This is a genomic window from Microbispora sp. NPDC004025, assembly GCF_053604425.1.
Genome location: NZ_JBSGHN010000004.1, coordinates 443,945 through 457,751 on the forward strand (window position 1 = coordinate 443,945; position 13,807 = coordinate 457,751).

Annotated in this window: 13 protein-coding genes; 4 read left to right on the forward strand and 9 right to left on the reverse strand. The window is 71.4% G+C overall.

All coding sequences use genetic code 11. The features are described from left to right. Positions 1-102 precede the first annotated feature (102 nt). Entirely contained in the window at positions 103-441 is a 339-nt protein-coding gene (locus ACWEQG_RS14070) for a hypothetical protein (protein ID WP_452284637.1), read from the forward strand. A gap of 581 nt (positions 442-1,022) precedes the next feature. On the opposite strand, the gene ACWEQG_RS14075 is transcribed toward ACWEQG_RS14070, so the two are convergent. The 3 genes from ACWEQG_RS14075 to ACWEQG_RS14085 all read right to left on the reverse strand — a co-directional run bounded on the left by ACWEQG_RS14075 (position 1,023) and on the right by ACWEQG_RS14085 (position 2,339). Next, entirely contained in the window at positions 1,023-1,154 is a 132-nt protein-coding gene (locus ACWEQG_RS14075; RefSeq protein WP_452284639.1) for a hypothetical protein, read from the reverse strand. A gap of 204 nt (positions 1,155-1,358) precedes the next feature. Then, a complete protein-coding gene (locus ACWEQG_RS14080) occupies positions 1,359-1,751 on the reverse strand; it encodes a hypothetical protein (protein WP_452284641.1) in 393 nt (130 codons plus the stop codon). A gap of 111 nt (positions 1,752-1,862) precedes the next feature. Beyond that, the gene (locus ACWEQG_RS14085; protein WP_452284643.1) at positions 1,863-2,339 is read right to left on the reverse strand and encodes a hypothetical protein; all 477 of its coding nucleotides are present in this window, start codon (positions 2,337-2,339) and stop codon (positions 1,863-1,865) included. 658 nt (positions 2,340-2,997) lie between these two features. Between ACWEQG_RS14085 and ACWEQG_RS14090 the strand changes: the two genes are divergently transcribed. The 3 genes from ACWEQG_RS14090 to ACWEQG_RS14100 all read left to right on the forward strand — a co-directional run bounded on the left by ACWEQG_RS14090 (position 2,998) and on the right by ACWEQG_RS14100 (position 5,881). Next, a complete protein-coding gene (locus tag ACWEQG_RS14090) occupies positions 2,998-3,999 on the forward strand; it encodes a hypothetical protein (protein WP_452284645.1) in 1,002 nt (333 codons plus the stop codon). A 410-nt stretch (positions 4,000-4,409) separates the two neighbouring features. Further along, on the forward strand, positions 4,410-4,886 hold the full coding sequence (locus ACWEQG_RS14095; RefSeq protein ID WP_452284647.1) for a hypothetical protein: 477 nt from the start codon (positions 4,410-4,412) through the stop codon (positions 4,884-4,886). A gap of 122 nt (positions 4,887-5,008) precedes the next feature. Then, on the forward strand, positions 5,009-5,881 hold the full coding sequence (locus ACWEQG_RS14100) for an arginase family protein (protein ID WP_452284649.1): 873 nt from the start codon (positions 5,009-5,011) through the stop codon (positions 5,879-5,881). A 16-nt stretch (positions 5,882-5,897) separates the two neighbouring features. Here the strand turns inward: ACWEQG_RS14100 and ACWEQG_RS14105 are convergent, their stop codons facing one another. The 6 genes from ACWEQG_RS14105 to ACWEQG_RS14130 form a co-directional block, all read right to left on the reverse strand. Next, entirely contained in the window at positions 5,898-8,681 is a 2,784-nt protein-coding gene (locus ACWEQG_RS14105; protein WP_452284651.1) for a DUF5682 family protein, read from the reverse strand. Then, positions 8,678-9,793 carry an ATP-binding protein gene (locus ACWEQG_RS14110; RefSeq protein WP_452284653.1) on the reverse strand — a complete coding sequence of 372 codons (1,116 nt, stop codon included), beginning with the start codon at positions 9,791-9,793 and terminating at the stop codon, positions 8,678-8,680. The genes ACWEQG_RS14105 and ACWEQG_RS14110 overlap by 4 nt, the downstream gene beginning before the upstream one ends. Positions 9,794-9,804: 11 nt before the next feature. Then, entirely contained in the window at positions 9,805-11,250 is a 1,446-nt protein-coding gene (locus tag ACWEQG_RS14115; protein WP_452285099.1) for a VWA domain-containing protein, read from the reverse strand. A 29-nt stretch (positions 11,251-11,279) separates the two neighbouring features. After that, a complete protein-coding gene (locus ACWEQG_RS14120) occupies positions 11,280-12,692 on the reverse strand; it encodes a hypothetical protein (RefSeq protein ID WP_452284655.1) in 1,413 nt (470 codons plus the stop codon). After that, entirely contained in the window at positions 12,692-13,195 is a 504-nt protein-coding gene (locus ACWEQG_RS14125) for a hypothetical protein (RefSeq protein WP_452284657.1), read from the reverse strand. The genes ACWEQG_RS14120 and ACWEQG_RS14125 overlap by 1 nt, the downstream gene beginning before the upstream one ends. An 86-nt stretch (positions 13,196-13,281) precedes the next feature. After that, complete coding sequence (locus ACWEQG_RS14130; protein WP_452284659.1) at positions 13,282-13,740, reverse strand: nuclear transport factor 2 family protein; 459 nt, start codon at positions 13,738-13,740, stop codon at positions 13,282-13,284. Positions 13,741-13,807 lie beyond the last annotated feature (67 nt).

The following is a 13,807-nucleotide window of genomic DNA, read 5'->3' on the forward strand; positions in this document are numbered from 1 at the left end:
CATTGCCGTCGCTTGATGTGTCGCCGTCCAGGAACGTGATCAGCGGCGTTGTACCGTGTCAGCGGTCACATTCAGTGACTTCGAAGCAACAGGAGGTTACGCATGATTCAGCGACTGCTCCTGGCCGGCGCGGCCTGCGCCGCCGGACTCGTCGTCATGGCGCCGATCGCGGCCTCGGCCGAGACGGCCACCCCGCGGCAGGCGGCCACGGCCGCACAGGCCGGCCTTCCGGCTCACGCCGCCGACTGGGGACGCGACTGGGGACGCGGCTGGGGACACGGGTGGGGTCACCCATCGGGCCACCGTTGGGGCAACGGCTACTGGGGCCGCCCACTCGGCTACTGGAGCCGCCCGCTGGGCTACTGGAGCACCCCGGTGGTCGTCGTGGACAGCGCCTACGACGACTGCGGGGCCGACTACTACGCCACCCCCTGCGACTGATCCATCGCGATAGGGGCACGGCGAGAGAACGCCCCGGAGGATCGCGAGCACGACCCTCGATCGAGCATGCGCTCGGCGGGGGATTTTAAAACCCCAGGTTGTCAGCAGATTCTGCTGACAACCTGGGGCCAAAGCCGACCAGGATCCTCAGATCTCGGATACCGTTCGTAGTCATTGCGTCTCTCTTCGCGCACGACACGACGTCCTCGGATCCCGGAGCGCGTGATGAACGGCCAGGACAGACCTCGCCCACACCGTCCCACCAGGCGGGCCCCTTACGGCCTCGCGCGCGCCGCCGGGCCCAAGCCGCCGCCGTACGCGCCCTCACCCGGACGGCACCGGGGCACCGGCGGTGGCGAACCTCCCGGCCGGCGAGGACCGGAATCCGAGCCACCCCCGTCTCCGGCACCCGGGCGGCATCGCTTTCTGCCCCGCGCCAGGCTGATCCGCTCCGTGATCGTGACCGGGGTCGCGGTCCTGGCCGCCGCGAGCGTCTGGGCGAGCACTGACGCCACCGGTCCGGTGCCGGGCGCGCCTCCGCCCGGCGGCATCGTCGCCACGACCATCCCCGACGGCGCGATTCAGCCCGGGACCGCTCCGTCGAGGCCCACGCCGCCGCCGATCGAGCACGACACCCGCTCGAGGCGTGGCGGGAAGGCCCGGTCGACGCGGGCCCGGCGGCACCATGGCCCCGCCCATTCGTCCAGGCGCACGCGGCCTCCCACCGCGCGTCCCCGCCCGCACGAACCCGGCTTCTAGCCGTCCTCTTCGGCTTCTCCGTCCGCATCGGCGGGCCGCCCCGCGGGACCGCGCCGGCTCCTCGGCGCCGCCTCCGGCCGTTGCTCATCGGCCGAGGACGGCGGACGCTCCTCTCCCGTCCGCTACGCAGCCTGGTACGGCATCGGCGTGCCGGGGGCTCACGTCGTACGCCGGACGAACGCGCGGGTGACCGCGGTGCCGGCGTCGCTCAGGCAGGCGGCGAGTTCCTCGGTGATGAGCGTCTTCTCGACGCCGACTGTGATCTCGTCTGTCGCGAACTCGGCCACGGCGAGCTCATGGCCGAGATCTCCGCTTCTTCTGACGCGGACGCGGAGCGCCGGCATCGGGCGCGTGTCCTCGACCGGCTGGAGCATCTTCAGCGTCGCCGTGCCGATGTCGTCCATGGGGATCGTCAACTCGGGGGCGAACTGCCTCTCGTCGACGTAGGCGATGATCCGGTTTTCCTGAAGTGCGTGGAGGATTACTGCCGGGCAGCTATGCAGCAACTGGGCGCGACGGAATTCCACTGATGGTTGCGACGGCGATGACACGAATCATCCACCATATCCTTTCTGGCAATCACGTCCCCGATCGTTTCGCTGCTCGTTGCCAGGAAAGTTTGACGCATCAGCCCCACCGAAGGCGACCGTACATCCGGAACATCACGTTTCCTCCCTTTCCGGATCGGCCGGCGCGCTATTGATCGCCTGCATGAGTTGATCGGCAAGGCGCGCGGACTGTTCGGTCGAATACCCCTTGGGCACGCGAAAGATCAGGCGTTCTCCGACACCGGTCCGGACGTCGGCGATGTCCCACCCGATCCACTGGCTGATCGCCAATGCCTTGACGCTGTCCGGATCCATCTCGAGGCCGGTCGCGAGAGCCTCCAGGCGCCAGAGATCGGGCATCCGCGACACCCGGCCGCTCAGCACGTCGGTAATCCACTGAGCGGTGAGGCACTGACCTGTGCTTTCGCTCACCGACCTCAATGCGAGCGTACGGATGCTCATCCCCTTGTCCGCCACATAGTCACGGATGCAGTCGCTCAGGGGGGTGGGGGGCTGGTCGGGTGTCACGCGCTGCGACGGCATTCGGTTGTCAGCTCCTCGAATCTTTCTGACCGCGATCGCCACCATCATGCCCGCTAGATCCTGACGACAGGGAGCAAACCCCGACGAAGCAAGGGATCAGTTGTGTCAACAAGATGCGTCATATAAAGCCATCACGCACAAGATTTATTCGCTGGAACCCTCCGTTTCACGTGCGGCCGTGCGCTCGGTCGGATTAGAGTGCGACCTGCAGTCGAGACGTCAGCAGAATCTGATGATGCAGTTTCCATCGGAGAGGTTCGCTATGGCGGGAAAGCCGCAGATGCACCTTCGGAGCGTGGCACTCTTGCGCGCTTTGATGGTCGGCCACAGTCACAGCGTGGCCGATTTCGCTCGCCGGGCAGCACTTACCAGACAGTGCATCGACGGTCTGCTCAAACGAGGCACATGCCGCCGCACCACGGCGGACGCCATCGCGGCGGCAGCGGGGGTGCGCACTCTCGACCTGTTCCGGCCTTCAATGTCGTCAAAATTTGCTGACACCGATGAGAGTTCGTGATCCCGTTACGGGTCTCCGATCCGGGGTCACCTCCTGAACCTCCGCGGAGGCTTTCACGGGGAGCCCGGCTCGAATCGCCTCGACTGCGGTCCTGCGCATCCCGCTTCGCCGTCGCCACACCGCCGGCTGCCGGGATGCGCGTTCGATCCGACAGCAGCACCACCTCAGGAAAGGAATCGTCTCTTGACGATGAAGAAAGCCCTCCTCACGGGGGCACTCGCCACCGCCGCAATCGTCACCCCCGCGGTGCTGGCCGCCGAAGCCGCGAGCGCGGCGAGCACGGCGAGCACGGCCTCGCAGGCGACGAGCAGCATCTCCCGCTCGATCGACACCCTCAGGCGAGGACCGGATCCGCGCGCGGACATCCGCGTCCACCACTTCGTCCTGAAGGGCAAGACGTACATCCTCCCCAGCTGCCAGTACGTCGTCAACGGCGGCGTCTACGTCTCGCCGTCCTGCGGAACGGGCCTGACCCGGCCGGTGTACGTCCTGGGCGGCCGCACCTACGCCCTGCCGGGTGAGTGGTGCGACCAGGCCGTCAGCGGCCTGCCCGGCCGCTGGTACGGCCTCCCCGGCTACCAGCTCGGGGACGGCGTCCACGAGTACGTCGTGGCCGGTCGCACCTACATGCTCCCGAGCTGCCAGTACGTCATCAACGGCGGCGTCTACATCTCGCCGTCCTGCGGAACGGGCTTCACCCGGCCCGTCTACTTCGTCAGCGGCCGCTGGCTGCCCCTGCCCGGTAGCTGGGGGTGCGACACGTCCCTCGGCCTGCCCGGCCGCTGGTACGGCCTCCCCGGCCGTGTCTTCGGGAACCCGGGCCACAACTGGGGCGGCAGCTCCTGGGGCGGCCGCTGGGGACGCGGCAACTGGGGAAGCTGGGACGGTTGGGGCCGCTGGGGCCGCGGCGGTGACCACGGCGGTGACCACGGTGGCTGGGGCCACGGCAACACCGGCGGCTGGGGCCACGGCGGTCCGGGGGGCTCCGGCGGCCCTGGTCACGGCGGTCCCGGCGGTCCCGGCCAGGGCGGTCCCGGCGGTCCCGGTCACGGTGGTCCCGGGGGCCCGGGCCAGGGCGGCCCGGGGGGCGGTAGCTGGGGCGGCCACGGCGGTCCCGGCGGCTCCGGCCACGGCGGTCCGGGTCAGGGCGGTCAGGGCGGTCCGGGCCAGGGCGGCTGGGGTCACCGCTGACCGCTCGCCTGATGTCAGCCGGCGCGGTGAGCGGACTTCCCACAGCGCCGGTGACGACAGCACCGAAATGCTCTCGGCGGATGCGCGCCATCCCCGGGAAGGGCGAGGGGCGTGGGGGTAGCTAGTGGACGTCCCTCGTCCGGTTCGCGGCGGAGTTGCCTTCCGGGAGACCGGATGATCGTGGACATCCACGCCCCGCTACCTGGGGCAGGGGCGCGGATGGAAACGCGCCGCGAGAGAGCGGCTGCGACCGGCATCGTCGCAGCCGCTCTCCTTTGTCCTGTCTCATCCGTGGACCGTACCCGCGTCCCGGTCACGTCCCCCCGCGAGGCGACGGCGCGACGACCGGCGGTCGAACCTCCGCCCGGGGGGCGAATCCCGGTACGGCCCCCCCACGAAGGGAAACCCCGATGACTCTGGACTGGTGCATCGAGGTGGCGCTGCTGAGTCTGCTCACGTTCTCGTCCTGGCCCCCGCCCCGAGCCGGCCTGGTCCGGCGGCGGCCGCGCCTGCTCGGCGACGTCGTCGAAGCCGAGTTGGACCAGCACACGCGCCTGTATGTGCTGACGCAGGTCCGCGCCGGAGGCTCCACCACCACGCCGCTCGTCGCCACCTGGGACCAGATCACCGCGTACGCGGCACACTGCTCCAACGAGATCGACACTCTCTACGTATGCGTGCTGCACGGCCTGCAGAAGTGGTACTGGCAGTGCGGCCTGAAGACCGACGCCCCGGCCGACACGACCGGCGGCAGACGGACTGCGGGGCGGCGGCACGCCAGGCCGTACGAGTGCCGGCAGCGGATCGACGCGGTGCTGGAGGCACTGCAGGATCGGCGTACGCCGTCGCCCTGCCGGTTCCGCCGGCGCCCCCGAACCACCGGGTGAGGAACACCACCCGAGCACGTACCGGCCCGGAACGGGCCCGTACGGCGCGCACGGCACCACCGGCCCGAGCACGACGCGCACGGGCCCTGCCTGGGCAGGCATCGGCATGAAATGATCAATGGATGCTTCCGACCGTGGTGCTTCAGGTGCCCCAATGGCAGGGGTCGAGCGTCGAGGACGCACGGCTCCTGTCCCTCGGCGCCGGCCGGCTCGCCTCTCTGCTGACATCCGGCGAGCCGCCCGCCGAACCGCCCGCCAAGCCGTCCGTCAGGGCCCTGCGGGTGCCCGTTCCGGACACCGCGGGCACCGAGCGGGACGGAGTCCGGGCCCTGGACGTCCTCACCATCGTCGCCGCCCGGACCCGCGCCGCGCTCGGCGAGTGCGGCACGGCCACGGTCGTCACGGTCGGCGGCGACTGCGGAGTGGAGATGGAGCCCGTCTCGGCCGCCCTCAAGCGACACGGCGACGGGCTCACCGTCGTCTGGTTCGACGCCCACGGCGATCTCAACACGCCCGGATCCTCACCCTCGCATGCCTTCCACGGCATGGTCCTGCGCACCTTGCTGGGCGAAGGGCACCCCGATCTGGTCCCGCCGCGGGCTCTGCACCCCCGGCAGGTGGTCCTCGCCGGAGTCCGCGCACTGGATCCGGCGGAGCTGGCCTACGCCACCGGCGCGGGCCTCACCCGGCTCACCGTGCCCGAGCTGACGGCCGACCCCGGTGTCCTGGTCCCGGCCGTCGCCGCCGCCGGGGGCACCGCCGTCTACATCCACATCGACCTCGACGTTCTCGATCCGCAGGAGTTCGGGTCGCTCAGCTACCCGGAGGCCGGCGGTCTGTCCGTCGCGGCGCTGCGCGACGCCGTACGCGCGCTGACGGCCCGCTTTCCCCTGGCCGGCCTGGGGATCACCGAGTACGCCCCCCGCCGTGAGGAGGACGAGGCCGTCCTGGCCTCGCTTGTCCCCGCCCTGCTCGCCGACGCCGCCACCGGGTGAGGTCGCGGGTGCGGGCTCACGCGCCGAGCAGCGCGGCGACCGCGCCGGTCGTCGCCGGATGCCGGTCGAGCAGGGCCGCCACCTCGTCGTCTCCGTGCCCGGTGCTCCCCCACTCCGCCGTACAGCCGAGCAGCGCTGCGACGGCGTCGCACGCCCCCGGGTGCCGGGCCAGCAACGTGGACACCGGCCCGCTCGGCGCGGCCGCCGCCCGGGCCGCTCGCGCCGGTGCGGCCGGCCGTTCCCACGGCGGGGTCCAGGCGTCCAGCTCGGCCAGCGCGCCGGGGAAGGTCCGCCCGGCCTCACGGACGAGTACGGGGACCAGCTCGGGCGCGTGCTGCCGCAACGTGCAGATCAACGTCGGCAGCCACGGCAGCAGAACGGGATCGGGCAGCCGCGCGAAGGCCTTCGACAGCGCCTCGACCACGAACGGCGCGAGGCCGGGCACGGGTTCGAGCGCCTGGACGAATCCGCTCACATACAGCGGATACGCCGGCACGACGAGCGGGTTGGCCAGCAGCTCGTCACAGCGACTGCGCAGCTCGTCCCTGGTCAGCAGGCCCAGCTGCGTCTGGGCGGCCCACGACAACGCGACCTTGGCCGGGTCCCGTGGATGCGACTGCCGTACGGCCAGTTCGAGCTGGGCCCGGTCGCAGCCCAGCGACAGCGCGAGGCTCTCCAGCGTGAACAGGAAGCCGAGCATCGCCCCGACCTGGCGTACGCCGGTGTCGTCGTCGGCGAAAGCGGTGGGCAGCAGCGTGCAGTAGTGGGAGTATCCGGCCGTGACGAAGTCCTCGCACCAGGTGGGCAACTCCGGTTGGCTCGCACGGTAGTAGGTCAGCAGCCGCCTGATGCGGCGCAGCACCTCGGGAGCGTCGTCGACGGTGCGCTCGGCGGCCAGCAGCTCGACGGCGCGGGCGCCGAGCTCGCCGGGCAGGCGCCGGCCGCCCACATAGAGGATGGCGTCCTCGACGGCCGCGAGCGCCACCCCGGCCGTGGCCTGGGGATCCCATGCCATGCGGCGCAGCCGCTGCTCCAGCACCTGCTCGACCGTGACACCCTCGTAGCCCAGCTCGACGATCTCCCGCTGGTGCCGTCCGAGCGCCACGTCCCAGCTCTCCTGGATCGGCCGCTCACCGAGGCGGCGCGCCCCCATGATCGGCCGGAGCGCGCCGTCGGGCAGCAGGTAGCGCAGCGTCCACAGCAGGTCCGAGCACGGCTCCAGCTCCGGGTCCGCCCTGAGGTCGAGCAGCACCCGCTGCTGCGTGCGCCTGGTCAGGTCCAGCCCGAGGGGCTCCAGCCGGTCGTACACGTCGCGGGCAAGCGGAGGCAGCGCGTCGTAGCCGACCATCCCGATCTTGTCGCCGCCCAGGAGGATCTCGCACAGGCGCCGGACGTCCCGGCGGCCCGGCACGACGTCCTTCTCGATGCAGGTGACGGCCGCGTCGGCGAAGTCGTACGGCGTGGGCCTGGCCCGGCCGCGTAACCCGGCCAGCAGGATCGACGTCTCGAACACGGCGATGGCGTCGGCCGTGCTGGCCAGATAGCCGTTGCGGCGGGCCAGCCGCACGATGTCGACGCACCATCCGCGCAGTTCGTCCTCATCCAGGCCGTCCAACGCGGGCGGGGTGGCGAGGAACCCCGACAGCCGGTCGGCCGCCGGCTCGGCCGCGGCAGGCGGTGCGGCCTTGCCACCCCGCTTGCCGCCCCGTTTGCCGCCGCCCTGCTGCCCCTCCAGCCGGTACGGGGTGACGCCCCCGCGCCTGAGCGCCTTGGTCCACGTGGCGGCGGCGATGGACACCGAGCCCTGGGCCAGGCCGAACTGCGCCTCGATGGCGGAGTGGCTGGAGGGAATCAGGCCGTACAGCCAGCGGGTGCCCGTGCGCGGGGCGATGGTGTACGGCGGCGCCTCGGACCGCAGGCCGAACTCCTCGACCGTGCTGACCGCGTGGAAGGCCCCGCACACGTACAGGCAGTCGGCGGGGTCCGCGCCCGACTCGGCGAGGTGCTCGCGGATGCGCGTCCACATGTAACGCTCGCGTTCCTCGTCGACGGTCAGGCGGTCGTGCCCCTCCGGGCGGAGCCGCCGGAACAGGCTGCCGATCAGCGCCATCGCCTGGCGGTAGGTGTCGTGGTCCGCTCCGGTCAGCGGCTGTTCGACGTACTGGTCCCACCACTCCGACCAGTGCCGCACCTTGCCGTGGTGCAGCAGGTGCTTCTCCAGCTCGGCGAAGCGTGGGCGCAGGTCGCCGATCTCGACACCCACGGCGTCCCCGTGGAGGGCCGTCTCCTCGCCCTGTGTGTCCTGCTCCCGCGGAGCCGGACCGTCCGTCTCCCGCGGCAGCCACTGGAAGACGTGGTCCACCGAGCGGTCGACCAGCACGATCTCGACGCCGGGAGTGTCGAGCGCGTACGCGATCGCCTGGTATTCCGCCGACGCCTCCGTGACCGGCGCGATCACGCTGAGCGGTCCGGAGCCGTCCGGGAACCCGTCCAGCTGGGTGGCGAACGCCTGGAGCGCCACCGGCAGCCGGCAGTTGCGCAGCTCGTCGAGGAGCGGGCGCATGTCCTCGCACAGCTCCAGGTAGACGACCTTGGGCCGCTTGTCGCGCAGCCGCCGGGTCATGGCCAGGGCGGAGGCCGGGGAGTGGTGGCAGACCGGGAAGATCTCCAGCTCCTCGCGCAGCATGCGGTCGACGTCGTCGATTATGCCGGCCAGGATGCCGGCCAGGACGTCCTCTCCGCCAGAGAAGGCCTCGGCCGCGTCGAGAAGCTGCCCGCGCAGGGCGTCGAAGGTGCTCATGACAGCGTCGAGATCGCCTGACGGCCGCCGTCGAGGAACCGCGTCCACTCGCCTCCGTCGTTCCTGCTGCGTGGTTCGACCACCCCGTGCCAGTACTTGTTGAGGATGGCCAGGTCTTCGGGGGCGCGCCTGGCCAGGGAGCCCACCAGGGCGCCGGCCAGCGTCTCGGCACGCAGCGTGCGGTCGCCGAAGAAGTGGCTGTGCAGGATGGCGTCCTCCAGCACGCCGATCTGCTCGGCGGTGGACAGGGCCGACTCCAGTTTCTCGTCCTCGCTCGTGGCCGAGGCCGCCGCGGTACGCAGGTCGGCGAAGCTCTGCAGCAGGAGGTCCAGCAGCGCCGGCGGCACGTCCAGCTCGATGCGGTGCCGGCGCAGCAGTTCTACGGTGCGGAAACGGACGATCTCCGCCTCGCTGGCCTTGCTCGTCACCACCGGGATGCGGACGAAGTTGAACCGCCGTTTCAGCGCCGAGGACAGGTCGTTGACGCCCCGGTCCCGGCTGTTGGCGGTGGCGATGATCGAAAATCCGGGCTTGGCGAACACCGTGTTGTCGGTGTCGAGCTCGGGAATGGAGACGTACTTCTCCGACAGGATCGAGATCAGGGCGTCCTGCACGTCGCTGGTGGCGCGGGTCAGCTCCTCGAACCGGCCGATCATGCCCTGTTCCATCGCCGTCATGATCGGTGAGGGGATCATCGACTCGCGGGACTGGCCCTTGGCGATCACCATGGAGACGTTCCACGAATACTTGATGTGGTCCTCGGTGGTGCCCGCCGTTCCCTGCACGACCAGGGTGGAGTCACGGCAGATGGCGGCGGACAGCAGTTCGGCCAGCCAGCTCTTGCCGGTGCCCGGGTCGCCGATCAGCAGCAGGCCGCGGTCGGAGGCGAGCGTCACGATGCTGCGCTCGACGAAGCTCCGGTCGCCGAACCACTTCTGCGGAATCTCGCGGTCGAGGCCGTCGGACCGCTCGCTGCCGAGCACGAACAACCGGACCATCCGGGGGCTTAGCCGCCAGGAGAACGGCTTGGGGCCGTCGTCGATCGACTCCAGCCAGTCGAGCTCCTCGGCGTACTTCACCTCGGCGGGCGCGCGGAGCATCTCGTTGGTCATGTGGGGGTCTCCTAGGCGAGGAAGTTCTTGAGTTCGAACACGAGCTTGCGGATGTGGCCCGAGATCACCGGTGTGCCCAGGTCCTTGAGCTTCTGCCGGAACCACGGGTTGACGCTCTGCTGGCCACCGCTGTTCACCGAGCCCACCGGGATGAGCCGTACGCCGGACCGGTGCAGCGCCTCCATCCCGGCGTAGACGGCGTCGCAGTTCCACTCGTAGAAGTCCGAGATCCAGACGACGGCCGTGTTGCGGGGGTCGGCGACCTTCGGCTGGGCGACGGCCAGGGCCGCCGTGCCGTCCGTGCCGCCGCCGAGCTGCGTGCGCAGCAGCACCTCGAAGGGATCGTGCACCCACGGAGTCAGGTCGAGCGCGCGGGTGTCGTACGCGACCAGATGCACGTCGACCTTGGGCAGCCCGGCGAAGATGGATGCCAGGATGGTGCAGTTGACCATCGCGTCGACCATGGAACCCGACTGGTCGACCACCACGATCATCCTGGCCGGCGTCGTGCGCCTCGCGGTGCGCCGGTAGTACAGCCGATCGACGTAGAGCCGCTGGTCCTCGGGGCTGTAGTTGACGAGGTTCTTCCAGATCGTCCGGTCGAGGTCCAGGTTGCGGAAAACCCGCTTGGGCGGCACCGAGCGGTCGATCACGCCCGCGCCGGCCTTCTCGACCTGGGTGCGCAGCACCTCGGCGACCTCGTCGACGAACCTGCGGATCAGCGCCTTGGCGTTGGCGAGCGCCACCCCCGAGAGGTTGGCCTTGTCGCGCAGCAGCTGCTCGACCAGCGACATGCTGGGCGTGAGCTGCCGCGCCAGGGCCGGGTCGGCCAGCACCTCGCGCAGGCGCATGCGGCTGACGAGCCCGGCTTCGATGTCGGCCAGCGCCTTGGCCAGGTCGTCGTCGCCGATCCGGACGCCGGCGCCCGGCCCGAAGCCGGCCGTGGGTCCCGCCCCCGCACCCGTCCCGGGCTCGCCGCCGGGTCCTCCCGCTTCCGCGCCCGTCCCCGCCGCCGAGCCCGTTCCCGTACCCGGCCCGGACGCCGGCCCCGCGCACAGGGCCCGCTTGAGCCAGGCGGCGTCCTGCTGCCAGGTCGCGAGCTGGGTGGCGCTGACGTCACCCGCGCCGGTGGCGAAGGCGTTGAGCAGCAGCTTCGAGACGAGCGCCGCCCGGCGCACCTCGCCGCCCGGCACGTGCTCGTCCGGTGTGAGCAGGGTCTCGAACTCGGCGGCCAGTCCGGGGAAGCGCTGCACCAGCGAGTCGACCGACACGGCCGGATCGAGCAGCCCGGCGGGCAGGCCCAGGTCACCGACGACCGCGAAGCTCGCGGTCTCCAGCGCCTGCTGCTCCTCGTGGTCGAACAGCCGGGCCAGCAGCCGCCAGTAGAGCAGCTGGCGCCGGTTCCTGTCGGCATTCGCCGGTCCGTCGTCACCGGCCGTGAAGTCGTCGTCGCCCATCGGGTGGGCGCTCGTGGAGATGTCGTCGCTCATCGTCGCAGCAACCGCCCGGCTCGCTCACGCAGCACGGCCACCGCGTCCGCGGCCCTGGCCTCGGCCTTGGCCGCCTTGGGGTCGGTGGGGCCGAGCGCCCAGTCACCGGTGGAGACCACCACGGTCTCGCGCTTGACCTTCGCCTGCACGGCCAGCGGTTGCAGCGTCCAGCGGCCGCCGTCCCACCGGACCAGCCCCACGCACGCCGACGAGGCCGCCACCAGCTTGGGCGTGAGCGGGCCGCAGTCGGGCAGCCGCTCGGTGTCCACGGCGACGACGGCGCCGCCGAGGTCGAAGGAGCCGTCCCCGGTGACCTTGTAGCCCTCCACCAGCACGGGCTCGGCGATGCGTACCGGCGCCCGGTCGAGGGGCGGCACCGCCGGGGCGAGCGCACCGGGCAGGCACAGCCGGGCGGTGGCCAGCGGGTCGGCGGGCTTGCTCACGAAGGCGCGGTCGTCGTCCCAGACGAGGTCGCCGCTGTCGAGCAGGGGCATGTCCGCGATCTCGATGCCGCGGCGGTCCGCCAGCGCGGCCAGCAGCACCTTGTGACGCTGCGGCAGCTTCCACAGCGCGGGCCCGACGATGGTGTCGACCTTGGCCACCGTGACGGAGGTGCGCACCAGCAGGGACCGGCCGCCGTCGGCGGGTTCCAGGACGGCGTGCACCTGGAACTGGACGGCGGTGCCGTGTTCGTGGACGTCGACGCCGAGCACCAGCAGCCGTCCCGACACCGTGGCGGCGGGGCCGGGCTCGCCGGTCAGGACGCCGTCCTGCGACAGCAGCACGGCCCGGGTCCACAGGTCGGCCCAGCGCCGCACGGGCAGGTGCTCCGCAGCGCCGATCGGGCAGGACGCGCGCAGTTCCGCGGCGAAACCGTCCAGCAGCACCGCCAGCCTGCGCAGCGCCGGTGCGCCGAGCAGTGCCTCGATGACCTGGTCCGCCGCGGAGACGAGGTCGTGGTCGACGCCGCGCCAGCCGGTGATGGCCAGCTCCCGCAGCCAGGAGCGGACCCCCTCGAGCGCGTTGCCGGCGGGCCGAGTGCCGGAACCGCCGGGCGTGGTCGGCCATTCCGCGCGCTCCCGGCCCAGAGCCGTGTCCAGGCTCGCGAGCAGGGCGTCGTGCACGGCGCCGGACAACGCGACCCGGCCGCCGGCCAGGACCGTCAGGTGCTCCTGGGTGATCGAGCCGGACACGACCGCGTCGGCGGCCTCGGCGAGCCGGGCACCGAGGGGAGTGGCCGCGAACGCCGCGGCGAGCGCGGCCACCGCGCCGGCCCGCTCGTCGGCGAGCCGGGCGAGGCCGTGCACCAGGGCGTCGTCGAAACCGTCCAGCAGTGCGAGCGCCTCTCCGGCTCCCTCGCCGGCGTCATCGGAGTCGCCGAGCAGGGCGGCGAGCTGTACGGCGAGCATCAGCGCACCGTCCCCGTGGCCGGGAACCAGTGCAGCTCCGGGATCGGCAGAGTGGTGTCGGGCACCTCCAGATAGGCCAGGTGACGCAGGAACCGGCTGAACACGACCGCGGCGGGGGCGGGTTCGTGGGTGCCGTGCAGGCAGTCGGCCAGGTCCGCGCCCTCGGGAACCTCCGCCCGCAGATAACGGGACACGCGGTCTGCGCCGTACTGCAGGACGGCCTCGGCGACCAGGGCGCGCAGGTGCTTGCACGGCGCGCCGTACAGTCCGCCGCAGGGGCGGTTGTTGTTGGTGCTGCAGTTGTAGTTGTGAGTGCCGGCGGCGACGGAGGAGACGTAGACCCGGCCGATGTCCGAGCCGCTCGACACCACGCCTTGCAGCCGGCCGTCCGCCAGTTCGACGAAGGGGACCTTCGCCAGCTTGCGCGGCTGGACCGGCGGCACCACCCGCAGCCTGCTGTTTCGCGCCCACACGGTCGCGCCGTCGGGGGAACGGTCTGTCATGATCCGGAACGTATCCGAGCCGTACGACAAAACGGCTCCGCGCCGGGTCCTCGGCGGCATGGCCCGGTGAGACGCCCGAGCCGCGGTCAGGCGAGCGGAAGACCGGCGCCGCGTTCGGACTCGGGGCGCGGCCCGCGGATGCGCCGCTCGCCCTCCTCGATCGGCACGTCGTTGATGCTCGCCTCCCTGCGGCTCATCAGGCCCTCGGCGGTGAACTCCCACAGCTCGTTGCCGTAGCTGCGCCACCACCGGCCGTCGGCGTCGTGCCACTCGTACTGGAACCGTACGGCGATGCGGTCGCCGCCGAACGTCCACAGGTCCTTGCGCAGGGCGTAGTCCTGCTCGCGCTCCCACTTGCGGCGCAGGAAGGCGACGATCTCCTCGCGTCCGGTCAGGAACTCCGACCGGTTGCGCCACACCGAGTCCTCTGTGTACGCGAGCGCGACGCGTTCCGGGTCCCTGGTGTTCCAGGCGTCCTCGGCGGCCTGGACCTTCTGCCTGGCGGTCTCCTCGGTGAACGGCGGAAGCGGCGGACGTGTGCTCATAGCGCTTTCCTTTCCCAGCGAGAGAACGGACGTTCTCCCTACGTATCGTAGAGAACGAGCGTTTTCC

Coding starts and splice junctions, on each gene's coding strand:
- ACWEQG_RS14130 (WP_452284659.1), bottom strand. CDS start 13,740: ATGAGCACACGTCCGCCGCTTCCGCCGTTCACCGAGGAGACCGCCAGG.
- ACWEQG_RS14085 (WP_452284643.1), bottom strand. CDS start 2,339: ATGATGGTGGCGATCGCGGTCAGAAAGATTCGAGGAGCTGACAACCGA.
- ACWEQG_RS14125 (WP_452284657.1), bottom strand. CDS start 13,195: ATGACAGACCGTTCCCCCGACGGCGCGACCGTGTGGGCGCGAAACAGC.
- ACWEQG_RS14105 (WP_452284651.1), bottom strand. CDS start 8,681: ATGAGCACCTTCGACGCCCTGCGCGGGCAGCTTCTCGACGCGGCCGAG.
- ACWEQG_RS14100 (WP_452284649.1), top strand. CDS start 5,009: ATGCTTCCGACCGTGGTGCTTCAGGTGCCCCAATGGCAGGGGTCGAGC.
- ACWEQG_RS14090 (WP_452284645.1), top strand. CDS start 2,998: ATGAAGAAAGCCCTCCTCACGGGGGCACTCGCCACCGCCGCAATCGTC.
- ACWEQG_RS14110 (WP_452284653.1), bottom strand. CDS start 9,793: ATGACCAACGAGATGCTCCGCGCGCCCGCCGAGGTGAAGTACGCCGAG.
- ACWEQG_RS14095 (WP_452284647.1), top strand. CDS start 4,410: ATGACTCTGGACTGGTGCATCGAGGTGGCGCTGCTGAGTCTGCTCACG.
- ACWEQG_RS14115 (WP_452285099.1), bottom strand. CDS start 11,250: ATGGGCGACGACGACTTCACGGCCGGTGACGACGGACCGGCGAATGCC.
- ACWEQG_RS14070 (WP_452284637.1), top strand. CDS start 103: ATGATTCAGCGACTGCTCCTGGCCGGCGCGGCCTGCGCCGCCGGACTC.
- ACWEQG_RS14120 (WP_452284655.1), bottom strand. CDS start 12,692: ATGCTCGCCGTACAGCTCGCCGCCCTGCTCGGCGACTCCGATGACGCC.